This window comes from Burkholderia sp. Bp8992 (genome assembly GCF_003853705.1).
Taxonomy (GTDB): domain Bacteria; phylum Pseudomonadota; class Gammaproteobacteria; order Burkholderiales; family Burkholderiaceae; genus Burkholderia.
In genome coordinates, this window is sequence record NZ_QTQI01000002.1 from 1 (window position 1) to 12,037 (window position 12,037).

General features: G+C 67.4%; 16 protein-coding genes and 1 riboswitch. Of the genes, 11 read left to right on the top strand and 5 right to left on the bottom strand.

Features of this window, described 5'->3' with window-relative positions; all coding sequences use genetic code 11:
- From DIE03_RS02870 to DIE03_RS02900, 7 genes are all read left to right on the top strand, one after another.
- Positions 1-251 (top strand): electron transfer flavoprotein subunit alpha/FixB family protein (locus DIE03_RS02870; RefSeq protein WP_221623670.1); only part of this gene is annotated, 251 nt, incomplete at its 5' end.
- A gap of 2 nt (positions 252-253) precedes the next feature.
- Complete coding sequence (locus DIE03_RS02875) at positions 254-781, top strand: transferase hexapeptide repeat family protein (protein WP_124447301.1); 528 nt, start codon at positions 254-256, stop codon at positions 779-781.
- A 115-nt stretch (positions 782-896) separates the two neighbouring features.
- On the top strand, positions 897-1,145 hold the full coding sequence (locus tag DIE03_RS02880) for a hypothetical protein (RefSeq protein WP_124447303.1): 249 nt from the start codon (positions 897-899) through the stop codon (positions 1,143-1,145).
- A 219-nt stretch (positions 1,146-1,364) separates the two neighbouring features.
- Complete coding sequence (locus DIE03_RS02885) at positions 1,365-1,664, top strand: hypothetical protein (protein WP_124447305.1); 300 nt, start codon at positions 1,365-1,367, stop codon at positions 1,662-1,664.
- 166 nt (positions 1,665-1,830) lie between these two features.
- Positions 1,831-2,475 (top strand): DUF1326 domain-containing protein, encoded by a 645-nt coding sequence (locus tag DIE03_RS02890; protein ID WP_124447307.1) that lies wholly within the window; start codon positions 1,831-1,833, stop codon positions 2,473-2,475.
- The gene (locus DIE03_RS02895) at positions 2,472-3,260 is read left to right on the top strand and encodes a DUF2182 domain-containing protein (protein WP_124447309.1); all 789 of its coding nucleotides are present in this window, start codon (positions 2,472-2,474) and stop codon (positions 3,258-3,260) included. Before DIE03_RS02890 ends, DIE03_RS02895 begins: the two co-directional genes overlap by 4 nt.
- A gap of 53 nt (positions 3,261-3,313) precedes the next feature.
- The gene (locus DIE03_RS02900) at positions 3,314-3,661 is read left to right on the top strand and encodes a copper-binding protein (protein WP_124447311.1); all 348 of its coding nucleotides are present in this window, start codon (positions 3,314-3,316) and stop codon (positions 3,659-3,661) included.
- 9 nt (positions 3,662-3,670) lie between these two features.
- Here DIE03_RS02900 and DIE03_RS02905 read toward each other — a convergent pair whose 3' ends face one another.
- Positions 3,671-4,126, bottom strand: coding sequence for a cupin domain-containing protein (locus DIE03_RS02905; protein WP_124447313.1), 456 nt, complete (start codon positions 4,124-4,126; stop codon positions 3,671-3,673).
- Positions 4,127-4,470: 344 nt separating this feature from the next.
- Here DIE03_RS02905 and DIE03_RS02910 point away from each other — a divergent pair, with 344 nt between their 5' ends.
- A complete protein-coding gene (locus DIE03_RS02910; protein ID WP_124447315.1) occupies positions 4,471-5,592 on the top strand; it encodes a collagen-like triple helix repeat-containing protein in 1,122 nt (373 codons plus the stop codon).
- Positions 5,593-5,710: 118 nt separating this feature from the next.
- Here DIE03_RS02910 and DIE03_RS02915 read toward each other — a convergent pair whose 3' ends face one another.
- Positions 5,711-6,172: an Lrp/AsnC family transcriptional regulator gene (locus tag DIE03_RS02915; RefSeq protein ID WP_124447317.1), complete on the bottom strand. Its 462-nt coding sequence runs from the start codon at positions 6,170-6,172 to the stop codon at positions 5,711-5,713.
- A 116-nt stretch (positions 6,173-6,288) separates the two neighbouring features.
- Here DIE03_RS02915 and DIE03_RS02920 point away from each other — a divergent pair, with 116 nt between their 5' ends.
- Positions 6,289-6,921 (top strand): LysE family translocator, encoded by a 633-nt coding sequence (locus tag DIE03_RS02920; protein WP_124448115.1) that lies wholly within the window; start codon positions 6,289-6,291, stop codon positions 6,919-6,921.
- 32 nt (positions 6,922-6,953) lie between these two features.
- Here the strand turns inward: DIE03_RS02920 and DIE03_RS02925 are convergent, their stop codons facing one another.
- Complete coding sequence (locus DIE03_RS02925) at positions 6,954-8,882, bottom strand: TonB-dependent receptor domain-containing protein (protein ID WP_124447319.1); 1,929 nt, start codon at positions 8,880-8,882, stop codon at positions 6,954-6,956.
- Positions 8,883-9,097: 215 nt separating this feature from the next.
- A riboswitch (cobalamin riboswitch) is annotated at positions 9,098-9,291 on the bottom strand.
- 310 nt (positions 9,292-9,601) lie between these two features.
- Here DIE03_RS02925 and DIE03_RS02935 point away from each other — a divergent pair.
- Positions 9,602-9,814, top strand: a complete 213-nt coding sequence (locus DIE03_RS02935; protein ID WP_409364408.1) for a hypothetical protein — start codon at positions 9,602-9,604, stop codon at positions 9,812-9,814.
- A gap of 5 nt (positions 9,815-9,819) precedes the next feature.
- Complete coding sequence (locus DIE03_RS02940; RefSeq protein ID WP_124447321.1) at positions 9,820-10,644, top strand: SDR family NAD(P)-dependent oxidoreductase; 825 nt, start codon at positions 9,820-9,822, stop codon at positions 10,642-10,644.
- Between the two features lie 44 nt (positions 10,645-10,688).
- Here the strand turns inward: DIE03_RS02940 and DIE03_RS02945 are convergent, their stop codons facing one another.
- The gene (locus tag DIE03_RS02945; protein WP_124447323.1) at positions 10,689-10,937 is read right to left on the bottom strand and encodes a hypothetical protein; all 249 of its coding nucleotides are present in this window, start codon (positions 10,935-10,937) and stop codon (positions 10,689-10,691) included.
- A 117-nt stretch (positions 10,938-11,054) separates the two neighbouring features.
- On the bottom strand, positions 11,055-12,029 hold the full coding sequence (locus tag DIE03_RS02950; RefSeq protein WP_124447325.1) for a threo-3-hydroxy-L-aspartate ammonia-lyase: 975 nt from the start codon (positions 12,027-12,029) through the stop codon (positions 11,055-11,057).
- Positions 12,030-12,037 lie beyond the last annotated feature (8 nt).

The following is a 12,037-nucleotide window of genomic DNA, read 5'->3' on the forward strand; positions in this document are numbered from 1 at the left end:
CGCGCGCGGCAGTCGACGCCGGCTACGTGCCGAACGACTACCAGGTCGGCCAGACCGGCAAGATCGTCGCACCGCAGTTGTACATCGCAGTCGGTATTTCGGGCGCGATCCAGCATCTGGCCGGCATGAAGGATTCGAAGATGATCGTCGCGATCAACAAGGATCCGGAGGCACCGATTTTCAGCGTGGCCGACTACGGCGTGGTCGGTGACCTGTTCGCGCTCGTGCCGGAAGTCGTCGCGGCGCTTTGACGATGCCGCTGTTCGAATTCAACGGGATGCGGCCGCGCGTCGACCCGTCCGCGTATGTCGACCCGACCGCGGTCGTGATCGGCGACGTGACGATCGGTGCGCGCTGCTACATCGGTCCGCATGCGAGCCTGCGCGGCGACTTCGGTGCGATCGTCGTGGAGGACGGCAGCAACGTGCAGGACGGCTGCGTGCTGCATGTCGGGATCGGCGAGACATGCCGGCTCGGCGTGAACAGCCACGTCGGCCACGGCGCGATCGTGCATGGCGCGACGCTCGAACCCGACACGATGATCGGGATGAACGCGGTCGTGATGGACGGCGCGACGATCGGGGCGACGACGATCGTCGCCGCGTGCGCGTTCGTGAAGGCCGGTTACGACGTGCCGGGCGGCGTGCTGCTCGCGGGGGTGCCGGGGCGCGTCGTGCGGCGGCTGAGCGACGCGGAGATCGAAGCGAAGGCGAGCGGCACGCGGATCTATCAACAACTGGCGGCGGACTGCCTGAGGACGATCAGGCCGATCGGCGGGTGAGCGGGGCGCACATCTTTCGCGCGTGCCGGTCAATCGGGACGATACCCGATCAATTGCGTGACACATCGCCCTTGGCTTAAGATCGGCAGGAGTTCACCACACGCGTCCAGCACCAATGAAAAAGAGCATGAGCCTGCGGGTCGCCGTCATCGCCTCGGCCGTTGCGGCATACAGCATCTACATGCACATCGACCAACTGATCAGCGGCTGCATGTGGGTCAGGGGCCGTCAGCGCTGCAGTTTCGAAAACAGCGCGAATTTCGAGGGCTGGATGAATCTCGACCTGCTGCTCACGTGTTGCTGGATCGCCACCGCGGTGGTCGGATGGATGACGTTCGCGCAGTCGGGGAAGAAGCCGGGCTAGAGGCGTGGCGCACGATTTCCCCTGAACGATCCCGAAGCAGCCGGCGTTCGCGTCAATCCTGTCAATCCGTGACAACGCGTATTCGCCGCTCGATGGCGATTCCGTTGCGGATTCAAGCGAGCCGGAAAACCACGCACAAACTTGCTGCCCGCAGGCGAGATCACGGTGGTTCCGACCGGAATGCGTTGTAGCGCGCGTACGGCGCGAGGGGAGGCTCCCATGCAATTTCCGACCGGATCGGTGGTCGCGCTCAGTTCGGCGGCCGCGACGATGTTTTCGCTGGGCATGCTGTTTCTCGGCTACTGGGGGCTGCACGAACCGCTGCCCTGGCGGTTCGGCGACTACGTCGTGATCGTGCCCGCGCTCGCGGGCTTCGCGTGCCTCGCCAGCGTGCCGTTTCTCGCGACGTCGCCGATGAAAACGCCCGACGACGAGTCGCGGATGTTCGTCGCGCGGCGCGTGTTTTTGTGCGGTGCGAGTGCGGTGTGGTGCGCGATCGTCGCGTCGTTGTTCGTTTGAGATCGGGGCGGCGAGACGGTGGCCGGAGCCGCGTTGCGGGCGCGTGCCGACACGCGTCGTGCGCAGCCGGTACGCAGGGTTTTCACACCGCCATTCCTGCTTTGATTTCCCCATTGCGTGCACTAGATTCGAAGCGTTTGCATGTCACCGAGCGCGAGGTGGAGCCATGACGCCGTGGGAGATTCAGGGTACCGAAATGATCAGCTGCAATTGCTCATACGGTTGCCCGTGCCAGTTCAATGCGTTGCCGACCAACGGCAATTGCGAAGCGATGGGGGCGATATCGATCGACAGCGGCCACTACGGCGACGTGGTGCTCGATGGTGTGAGGATCGCGGTCGTGTTCCAGTGGCCGGGTGCCGTTCACGAAGGCCGGGGCAAGTGCCAGCCGATCGTCGACGAACGTGCCAGCCCCGAGCAGCGCGATGCCGTGCTGAAGATCATGACCGGTCAGGATACCGATCCATTCGCGACGATGTTCTCGGTGTACGCGTCGACGCTCGAGCACGCGTTCGATCCGATCTTCACGACGATCGATTTCGACGTCGATGTCGATGCGCGGCGCGGCCGGATTCACGTCGACGGCGTGTTCGACGCAACCGGCGAACCGATCCGCAACCCGGTGACGGGCGCCGAGCATCGCGCGCGGATCGACCTGCCGCACGGTTTCGAATACGAGGTGGCGGAAATCGGCTCGGGCTCGGGGCGCTCGCAAGGCAACATCGTGTTGAATCTCGACGGCACCTATGCGCAGTTCGCGCGGCTGCACATGAACAACCACGGATTGATCCGGCATCGCGTCGCGGCATGACCCCGTTCGACACCTGGCTCGGCCGCGAGCGCGTCATCACGCTGCTCGCGATGGCCGCGCTCGCCGGCGTGTGCTGGTTCTACCTGTGGACCGGTGCGGGGACCGGCATGTCGGCACTGGACATGACGACGTTCGCGCTCTTTCCGCACCGTCTCGCGGACGACACGGGCAGCATGGATCCATCGCTGCCGACCGTGATCGCGATGTGGTGGGTCATGATGATCGCGATGATGACGCCCGGCGCGGCGCCGCTCGTGATGCTGTACCGGCGCGTGCTGCGGCATCGCGGCGGCCCTTCCGGCTCGGCGTTCACGTCGGTGTCGCTGCTGGCCGGCTACCTGACGGCCTGGCTCGCGTTCTCGATCGGCGCCGCGCTGCTGCAGGCGATGCTGCAGCCGGCCGGATTGATCTCCTCGATGATGCTGTGGTCGAAGAGCGCGGTCCTTTCCGCTGTCGTCCTGGCGCTCGCCGGGCTCTATCAATTCTCGCCGCTGAAGCGCGCGTGCCTGCGGCAATGCCGTGCGCCGGCGGCGTTCCTGGTTGCGCACTGGCGTCCGGGTATCGCTGGCAGTTTCCTGCTCGGCGCGCGTCACGGCGCGTACTGCGTGGGCTGCTGCTGGCTACTGATGGCGCTGCTGTTCGTCGGCGGCGTGATGAACGTCGTGTGGATTGCCGCGTTGTCGCTCCTCGTGTTCGCGGAAAAAGTCCTGCCCGGCGGCGAACGCATCAGCCGCGCGCTGGGCATCGTGCTGATCGCGTGGGCCGGTGCGACGTTGATCGTGTGACGGGCGCCGCCGCCCGGCAGCGGAAACTTGCGGGGCCCGTCGGGAGACTTTCGATGAAAACCTGGTTTCATGCCGTCGCCGCTTGGTGCGCGATGGCTGTCGTCGCGATGCCGGTGTTCGCGGGCGGCGACATGTCCGGCATGCAAATGGGCGACACGACGACGTCGGCGCCGGATGCGAAGTTGACCGATGCCGAGGTCAGGGCGGTCGATGCCGGGCGCGGGCGGGTGACGCTGAAGCACGGTGCGCTCGACAACGTCGGGATGCCGCCGATGACGATGGCGTTCAAGGTCGGCGACGTGGCGATGATCCCGTCGCTGCATGCGGGCGACAAGGTCCGGGTTCGGGTTGAACGCGTCAATGGCACGCTCACGATCGTGAAGCTCGTCAAGCGGCCGTGACGGGTGACGCTATTCGTCGTGATCGACGAACACCTTGTTGGCGCCCGCCTTGTACAGCCGCTTGCCGAGTTTCGGGTAGTCGCACACGTCGTGCTCCGGCCGATCGCCGGCGACGATATAGACGAGCGGCAGGTCGCCGGTATTGAGCATCGTATGCGCGGGGCCGCCGCGCGGGAATCCCATGAAGTCTCCCGGGCCGACCGGACAGGTCTGGCCGCCGATGGTTGCCTCGCCGAATCCGGACAGCACGTAGACGCATTCCTCGCCGTACAGGTGCCGGTGATATTCGGTCGATTCGTGACCCGGCATCAACGTCATCAGATGGAAGCCCAGTTGCGTCAGCCCGGTGGCGTCACCCAGTGACCGCTTCAGGCGGACGGCATTCGCGTTCAGCGGATGGACGGAATGCTCGGGTTCCATCGCCGCGATATCGGCGGCGCTCAGGATGGCTCGCGGGTTGTTCATCGTCTGTCTGGTCCGGGGATCGGGGCGCCGGCGGCACGGATTGCAGGCTTTCGGGCAGGTATCGACGATAGCATCGTTTGGGGGCGCTCGAAGGAGGCGGCGACGCAGCGCGCGGTCGTTTGACATGTAGTGCTACGTAACACCGGATTCGTGTTACGCATGTGTTATCGGAACGTAAGGTGCGCGTGCGCCGAAAGATCGGGCGACGGCGCCGTGCGTGGTGCGTGCCACGGGCGTCGGGACGGGGGATCCGCTGAGATTGCGGGACCACCAGCGGTTCTGATCGCGATGGCACGGTAGATGCTTGCCGGAAGCCCGGAGTTGAATAGCAGACGGGGACTTCCATGCACAAACATTTCATCAACGCGAATGTCGCGCTCGCCGCCGTTGCTGCGGCGTGTGCGCTGGCGGCATGCGGCGGCGGGGACATCACGGCGCCGACGCTGTCGGGCAACAACATCGGGGCGAGCACGAGCGGGGCCAGTGGCACGAGCGGCAGCAGCGGCACGAGCGGTAGCAGCGGCACAAGCAGCAGCGGCACGAGCAGCAGCGGTTCGAGCAGCGGCAACACCAGCGGCTTCGGGACCAGCGGCACGCCGGGCACGAACGGCATCATCAGCTCCGTCGGCGGCGTCGTCATGGCCGCGGGCACGACGATCGACGGCGTGACGCCTCCCGTCGGCAAGGACGTGACGGCCGGACTCGGCAACACGGTCAACGGCGCCGGCACGATCATTCGCGATACCGCCAATGCGGTGAGCAACGGGATCGGCCGGATCGGCATCGCATCGAATCCGGTCGGCACGACCGTTGCCGGCCTCGGCTCGCTCGTCGGCTCGGCGAGCAGCCCGGTCACGGGCCTGAGCCAGACCGCGACGGCGCTCGGCACCGGGCCGCTCGCACCGCTGGCGCCGATCACGGCGCCCATCGGCGGCCTGCTCGATACGGTGGCCGGCGGTCTCCAGGGCGCCGGCGCGACACTCGGTTCGACGCTGTCGTCGGGCCCGGTGCAACAGGCGACGCAGGCGATCAGCACCGCGATCACGCCGCTCGTCACCACCACCGGCCAGCTCACGCAGCAGGTCGGCACGGCAACGGGCCTCGGACAGCCGGTTGCCGGCCTGCTCGGACAGGTCGGCGCGGCGATCACCTCGGCGGGCGGCAAGGTGGCGTCGGCGTCGTCGCAGCCGATCGTCGGCGCCGTCGGCCAGGTCGTGTCAGCGGTCGGCAACACGGTGACCAATGCGGGCGGCCTCGTGAGTCCGAAAGGCGCGAACGGCGGCGCGCCGATTCCCGGTCTGGTGATCAGCGTCGCCGGCGGCATGCCGGCGATGGTGATAAACGGCCCCGGGGCCGGTACGGGCGGCGGTGCGGCGTCGGGCGGCACGGGCAATCCGCTCGCGCCCGTCACGTCGCTGGTGGGTGGCCTGCTCGGCGGTGTGACGGGCGGAGTCGCCGGCAAGTAGCCGGAGCGCGTCGGTCATCTTGGAAAAGGGGGATGGCCGGCCGCTGGCTTGAGATCGGCCGGTCGCCGCCGCTCACGACTTTCGCGGCGCGGCCGGGCCGACAGCGGCGATCAGCGCGTCAGCCGCGATTGCCGTCGAGCTTCGACGGCGGTCGCGCCAGCCCGCGCACCGGCACGGGCGTCGACATCACGATCGACGTGCGCGTTTCGCCGTACAGGTTGATACGCTCGATCAACTGTTCGAGATGGGTCATGCTGGTCGCGACGAACCGCATCACGTACGAATCCGCGCCCGTCACGTGTCGGCACTCGACGACTTCGGGAATCGCTTCCAGCAGCTTGAGGAATTTGGCCTTGGCCGGCTGCGGCACCGTGATGCCGATCAGCGCGCTCACCGGGTAGCCGGCCGCGGCCGGATTGATCCGGGCCGTATAGCCCTCGATGACGCCGGACGCCTCGAGGCGCTTCACGCGCTCCGTCACCGCCGGCACCGACAGGTGAACCTGGCGCGCGAGTTCCGTATAGCTGATGCGGGCGTTGGCCTGCAACAGCGCCAGTACCTTCCAGTCCAGATCATCCATCGCGGCGGTATTTTTTAAGGTGGAGTCTCCATTTTTCCTTAAAAACTGCATTCAGCGGTGACCGGATTTTCCCTACGATGCCTGTTCAATTCGTTGCATGTCGCAAGGAGCAGGCGATGCTGTTCATCAAGTCCGTCGTGATGGGGCTGTCGATCGCGGTGCCGGTCGGCCCGATCGGCATGCTGTGCATTCAGCGCAGCCTGAGCCGCGGTTTTCAGGCAGGGTTCGCGACGGGCATCGGTGCCGCGTGCGCCGATGCGATCTACGGCCTGCTCGGCGCGCTGGGTATCGCGGGCATCGTCACCGCATTCCCGATGCTGACCGTCGCCCTCAAGATCGCCGGCGGCGCGTTCCTCGTGTGGCTTGCGTGGTCCATCGCGCGCCAGCCGCCGGCCGTGTCGGCGCCGCAGCGCGACCTGCCGCGCACGACCATCCTGCGCGACTTCCTGACGACGTTCGGCCTGACGCTGTCGAACCCGATGACGATCCTGTCGTTCGTCGGGATTTTCGCGGCCCTCGGCCCGCTGTCGGGTTCACACGAAGGGGCGATGCGGCCGGCGGTCGAATGGATGGTCGCCGGCGTGTTCGTCGGTTCGGCAACCTGGTGGCTGTGCCTGAGCGGCGCGACGGCCGCGCTGCGCACGAGGATGTCGTTCGCGTTCATGCACCGGTTGTCGCGCGTGTCGGCCGCCGTCATCGCGGCATTCGGCGTGATCCAGCTGGCCGCGGGCGTGCGCGGCCTTGTCTAGTACCCCGACGCTGGCGCCAAGGCGCCGGCCCGTCAGAACGTATAACTGACCTTCCCGAACGCAGTCCGCCCGAGCGTGTTGTAGCCGTACGCGGTCATGTATTGCCGGTCGAACAGGTTCGACAGCGTGGCCGACACCGTCAGGTGCGAATTGATCCGGTACGACGCGCGCAGGTTCACGGTCAGGTACGACGGCAGGTACGTCGCGTTGACCGGATCGTCGAACGTCGTACCGCCGTAGTTCAGCGCCGCCCCCGTGCTGAGCGCGTGCAGGTGCAGTTCGTCCCACGTGTGGTCCACGTTCAGGCTGACCGTCTGGCGCGGCCGGCGGTTCAGCCAGCTGTCATGGGTCTCGTCCTGCGGATTCAGTATGCCGATCGCGACGCTCACCGGCGTGTAGCGGCCGATCGTCCCCTTGTACGACAGGTCGATTCCGCGGATATGCGCGCGGCCGATGTTCATCGGCGAATACGTCGCCGGGTTGTAGGCGATCAGGTTGCTGACGCGCGTGTCGTAGATCGCCGCGGAAAACGTGCCGTACGACGTGTTCGCGTCGAGCGCGGCCTCGACCGACGTGCTGCGTTCCGGGCTGAGGTTCGGATTGCCGTAGCCGGGGTAGTACAGGTCGTTGAAACTCGGCAGGCGGAAGGCATTGCCGTACGACACGCGAGCCGTGTAGACCGGCGTGATCGCCCACGACAGCGCGGCATTGCCGGTGTTCACGCCTTGTCCGGCGATGATCTCGCGACGCCCCGCGAGGAACAGCGTCACGCTGCCGAGCGTGGCCGACTGGTGCAGCGAGAACGCGGAGTCGTTGCGCGTCGGAATGCCGCCGGGTGCATCGACCGGCAGGAACGCCTGTTCGCGCGTGAAATCGTACGCGAGCTTGCTCTCGCCCGACAGCGGCAGGCCGAACAGGTGGAATCCGCGCGCCTGATGGGTCAGCGACGTCGACGTGCTGATGCGCTGCGAATCGATCTGGCCGGTCGGGATGGCCGGATCGCTCGCATAGAGGAACTGGCGATCGTTCGCATAACCGAACGACTGGTCGAACTGCGTATCGGGCGTGATGTCGAGATGGAACGCGAGCCCGGTCGTCAGCTGGTGATCGAGCTCGCGGTTCGCATAGCCGCTGTTGTCGAAGGACAGGTCGGAGCGGTGATAGAGCGCGAACGTCGAGATCGACCAGTTGTCGCGCGCGTAGCCGAGGCGCGCATCGAGATCCTGCGCGTGATACGGATTGCGGCCGTCCTCGTGATACGGCAGGACGGGCCGCGTCGAATCGATGCCGGCCGTGTTGTACGCGTGCAGGCCGAGCGAGTAGGTGAGCCCGCCGAGCGCGGCGAGCGGGCCGGTCGACGGCACCGTGCCCGACGTGCGCAGCTGCGTGTCGAAGGTCTTGTTCGACCCGCCGCCGAACGACACGATGGTCTGGTTCGGCTGGTTCGACGAGCGGCGCGTGAACAGCTGCACGACACCGCCCATCGCGTTGGCGCCGAACGACGCGGCGGCCGGCCCCGAAATCACCTCGACCCGTTCGAACGCATCCGTCGGCAGGTCGGCCCACGGCGCGATGCCGGTGGTCGGCGAGCCGATCCGGATGCCGTCGATGAACACGGCGACCTGGCTCGCCGACGAGCCCCGGATGCTGACCGATGCGGACGAGCCGGGGCCGCCGGTTTGCGACACGGTCACGCCGGGCAGCGTCGCGAGTGCCTGCGTGATGCTCGGGTCGCTCGGCGACAGCCGGTCGAGATCGGTTCGCGTGAGGACCTGGGTCGACGCATAGCGTCCGTCGAACGATTCGGGCAGGCGACGCGTGTCGGTCACGCTGATCGTCGGCAGGTCGGCGCTTTCCGCTGGCTGGGCGGATTGGGGGAGCGCGGTGTCGCCGGCGGCATGGGCGATCGGAGCAAGCAGCGCGGTGGCGGCGGACGTGGCGAGCAGGTAGCGAATGTTCATGAGACAGCGGGAGAAAGCGTGTTGCGCGTACGGCGATCGTGAGCGGACGGCGGGCAGGTTGCGCACAGCGACGGCGTGTCGGTGCGACGCTTCCGGCACGGAAGCGGATTCGGGAACGAAGGACATCTGACGGATCCTGAGGTCGGGACGTCCATGCAACGGGCGACCGCCAACGGCGGCGCCTGGCGCATCGGGACACCCCGCCCGGTGCGGCTGCTGGACCTCGGGTCGATGGCAGGTCTCCTGGCTCGCGGGTCGTCATCCGTGCAGGCCTTCCCGGTTTCCCAGTGGCATGCAGAGGCACGGATTCGCCGCTCACAGTTGCGGGGGCAGCCGCAGATTCGAGGCATTGCCCCTCCTGCGTTCCCTTTTGATCCCATCCCTGGGAACCATCAGCGCGCAAGGGTAATGGCGTGCGCTCGGGCGCGTCAATTGCCGCGCCGTGCGGGGATGCGAAAAAACGTCATTACCCGGCCATCGCTTTCCGAATCCTTTCCGTCATGCGTCGATGCCGTGTTTATCGTCTGATGAATGGGGCGCGCGCGAACGCGCGCCGGAACGCCGCCTCGCCGACGAAGCCGCGCGTCGCCAGTTTTCCGCTCGAACAGGCGGCCCGCGCACTCGATCTCGTTCAAACGGGCGAGGCGAAAACCAGGCTCGTGCCGCATGTTGCGGATATCGCGGGCCGAACAACACGCATCGAAACGACTGGAGACATCATGACCGACACCCCAGCCCCGATCCTGGCCGGCAAGTGCACGTTCGCGCTGTGCAGCCTGCCGGCGCGCGAGCGCACGGGCCTCGTCACGCACAGCCTGCATTTCCCGCTCGCGCAGCCACGCGCGGCGCGCTCGCTCGACGGCCGCACGCCGCTGCCGCCGCCGGTGATTCCCGCATACGCGCATTCTCTCCTCGACCCCACAGGACTCTGACTGACATGACGAATTCGATTCGCTTCGACGGCGGCACCGCCGTGATCACCGGCGCGGCCAGCGGCATCGGCAGCGGGCTGGCACGCCATGCGGCCGCGCTCGGCATGCGCGTCGTGCTGGCCGATCTCGATCCGGCGAAGCTCGATGCGTTCGCCGCGACGCTCGATACCGACGTGCTGTGCGTGCCGACCGACGTCAGCCGGCCGGAAGCCGTCGACGCGCTGGCCGAAGCCGCGTGGCGGCGTTTCGGCGGCGTCGACCTGCTGTTCAACAACGCGGGCGTGATGGCGACGGGCTTCAGCTGGGAAATCACGCCGGAACGCTTCGAGCGCAGCTTCGCGATCAACGTGCACGGCGTGCTGAACGGAGTCCGCAGCTTCGTGCCGCGGATGCTCGAGCGCAATATGCCGGCGCGGGTCGTGAACACCGCATCGGTCGGCGGCTTCCTGCCGAGCCCGCTGATGTCGCCGTATTCTGCGACGAAGTTCGCGGTGGTCGCACTGACCGAGTCGCTATATGGAGAACTGAAGATGCTCGGCGCGCCGGTCGGCGTATCGCTGCTCGCGCCGGGGCCCGTGCAGTCGGGCATCTTCAACGATCCGTTCGGCGCCGCGCACGACCGGCCCGAGGTGCGCGGTTTCGTCGACACGATGCGCGCGATGCTGAACGCACACGGGCTCACGCCCGACGCGTTTGCCGAACGGGTGTTCGACGGCATCCGCGCAGGGCGCTACTGGCTGATTCCGCAACCGGAGACGATCGACGGCGCGCTGCAGCGGCGTACCGGCGACATTCTTGCTGCGCGCGATCCGTCGCTGCCGTCGTTCTGAATGCCGGCGGGACCGGGCGCGGCAGCAGTGCCCGGCGCGCGCCGTTACATGTGCGTGCCGGCGTGCGAGCGGCCGCCCGGGTCGCCGCCGCGATCGGGCGGCGAATTGTTCTGATCGATCTTCGCGAGCACGAAGCCGGCGTGCGGCAGCGCGCCGGGCGAGCGGCGCATCGCCTGCGCGACGGCGTCGTGCGGCGATGCGGCGGGGAAACCGGAGGACGTCGCGCCCGGTTGAGCGAACGCCGAAAGGGAGGCGGCCGCCAGGGCGGCGGCGACGATCGCGTGCGTGTTCATGGTGGCTCCTTCACGACTGACTGCGGGACAACGTAATCAGTCTAGGGCGCGGAACTTAACGCGACGTGAAGGCGCAATGACGCACGGATTACAGGATATTCATGTACGCCGCGCGCGTCAGGCCGGCGTCGATACCAGCGCGCAGAAGTTCTCGAGATCGACGTTGCCGCCGCTGATCACGACGCCGACGCGCTTGCCCTGCAGCGCGTCCTTCATCCGCCGCACGGCGGCGAACGACAGGCAGCCGGTCGGCTCGACGACAATCTTCATACGCGTGGCGAAGAAGCGCATGCAGTCGACCAGTTCCGCGTCGGTCGCGGTCAGGATGTCGTCGACATCGCGGCGAATGATCGGGAACGTCAGGTTGCCGAGGTACTGCGTCTGCGCGCCGTCGGCGATCGTACGCGGCGTGTCGATCCGGACGATCGCGCCGGACCGGAACGATTGCTGGCCGTCGTTACCGGCTTCGGGCTCGACGCCGTACAGCTTCGCGTGCGGCGACAGCGCGCGCGTGGCGAGCGCGGTGCCCGACAGCAGGCCGCCGCCGCCGAGCGGCGCGAACACCGCGTCGAGCGGGCCGACTTCGTCGAACAGTTCCTTGGCCGCCGTGCCCTGGCCGGCGATCACGTCCGCGTGGTCGTAGGGCGGGATCAGCGTGAGCCCGTGCTGCTCCGCGAGATCGCGGCCGATCTGCTCGCGGTCCTCGGTGTAGCGGTCGTAGGTCACGACGTTGCCGCCGTAGCCGCGTGTCGCGGCCATCTTCGCGGCCGGTGCGTCCTGCGGCATCACGATCGTCGCCGGAATGCCGAGGATGCGTGCCGACAACGCGATCGCCTGTGCATGGTTGCCGGACGAGAACGCGACGACGCCGTGGCGGCGCTGTTCGGCGTTGAAACGCGACAGCGCGTTGAACGCGCCGCGGAACTTGAATGCGCCCATGCGCTGCAGGTTCTCGCACTTGAAGAACACCTGCGCGCCGAGTGCCTCGTCGACCGTTCTCGAAGTCAGCACCGGCGTGCGGTGCGCATGGCCTTCGAGCCGGGCCGCGGCGGCGGCGACGTCGTCATACGTGGGGAGAGTCGGAGCGTTCATGGTGGGTC

Bases quoted from the DNA above. Each gene is read 5' to 3' on its own strand.
- DIE03_RS02875 (WP_124447301.1), top strand. From the start codon at position 254: ATGCCGCTGTTCGAATTCAACGGGATGCGGCCGCGCGTCGACCCGTCC.
- DIE03_RS02880 (WP_124447303.1), top strand. From the start codon at position 897: ATGAAAAAGAGCATGAGCCTGCGGGTCGCCGTCATCGCCTCGGCCGTT.
- DIE03_RS02885 (WP_124447305.1), top strand. From the start codon at position 1,365: ATGCAATTTCCGACCGGATCGGTGGTCGCGCTCAGTTCGGCGGCCGCG.
- DIE03_RS02890 (WP_124447307.1), top strand. From the start codon at position 1,831: ATGACGCCGTGGGAGATTCAGGGTACCGAAATGATCAGCTGCAATTGC.
- DIE03_RS02895 (WP_124447309.1), top strand. From the start codon at position 2,472: ATGACCCCGTTCGACACCTGGCTCGGCCGCGAGCGCGTCATCACGCTG.
- DIE03_RS02900 (WP_124447311.1), top strand. From the start codon at position 3,314: ATGAAAACCTGGTTTCATGCCGTCGCCGCTTGGTGCGCGATGGCTGTC.
- DIE03_RS02905 (WP_124447313.1), bottom strand. From the start codon at position 4,126: ATGAACAACCCGCGAGCCATCCTGAGCGCCGCCGATATCGCGGCGATG.
- DIE03_RS02910 (WP_124447315.1), top strand. From the start codon at position 4,471: ATGCACAAACATTTCATCAACGCGAATGTCGCGCTCGCCGCCGTTGCT.
- DIE03_RS02915 (WP_124447317.1), bottom strand. From the start codon at position 6,172: ATGGATGATCTGGACTGGAAGGTACTGGCGCTGTTGCAGGCCAACGCC.
- DIE03_RS02920 (WP_124448115.1), top strand. From the start codon at position 6,289: ATGCTGTTCATCAAGTCCGTCGTGATGGGGCTGTCGATCGCGGTGCCG.
- DIE03_RS02925 (WP_124447319.1), bottom strand. From the start codon at position 8,882: ATGAACATTCGCTACCTGCTCGCCACGTCCGCCGCCACCGCGCTGCTT.
- DIE03_RS02935 (WP_409364408.1), top strand. From the start codon at position 9,602: ATGACCGACACCCCAGCCCCGATCCTGGCCGGCAAGTGCACGTTCGCG.
- DIE03_RS02940 (WP_124447321.1), top strand. From the start codon at position 9,820: ATGACGAATTCGATTCGCTTCGACGGCGGCACCGCCGTGATCACCGGC.
- DIE03_RS02945 (WP_124447323.1), bottom strand. From the start codon at position 10,937: ATGAACACGCACGCGATCGTCGCCGCCGCCCTGGCGGCCGCCTCCCTT.
- DIE03_RS02950 (WP_124447325.1), bottom strand. From the start codon at position 12,029: ATGAACGCTCCGACTCTCCCCACGTATGACGACGTCGCCGCCGCCGCG.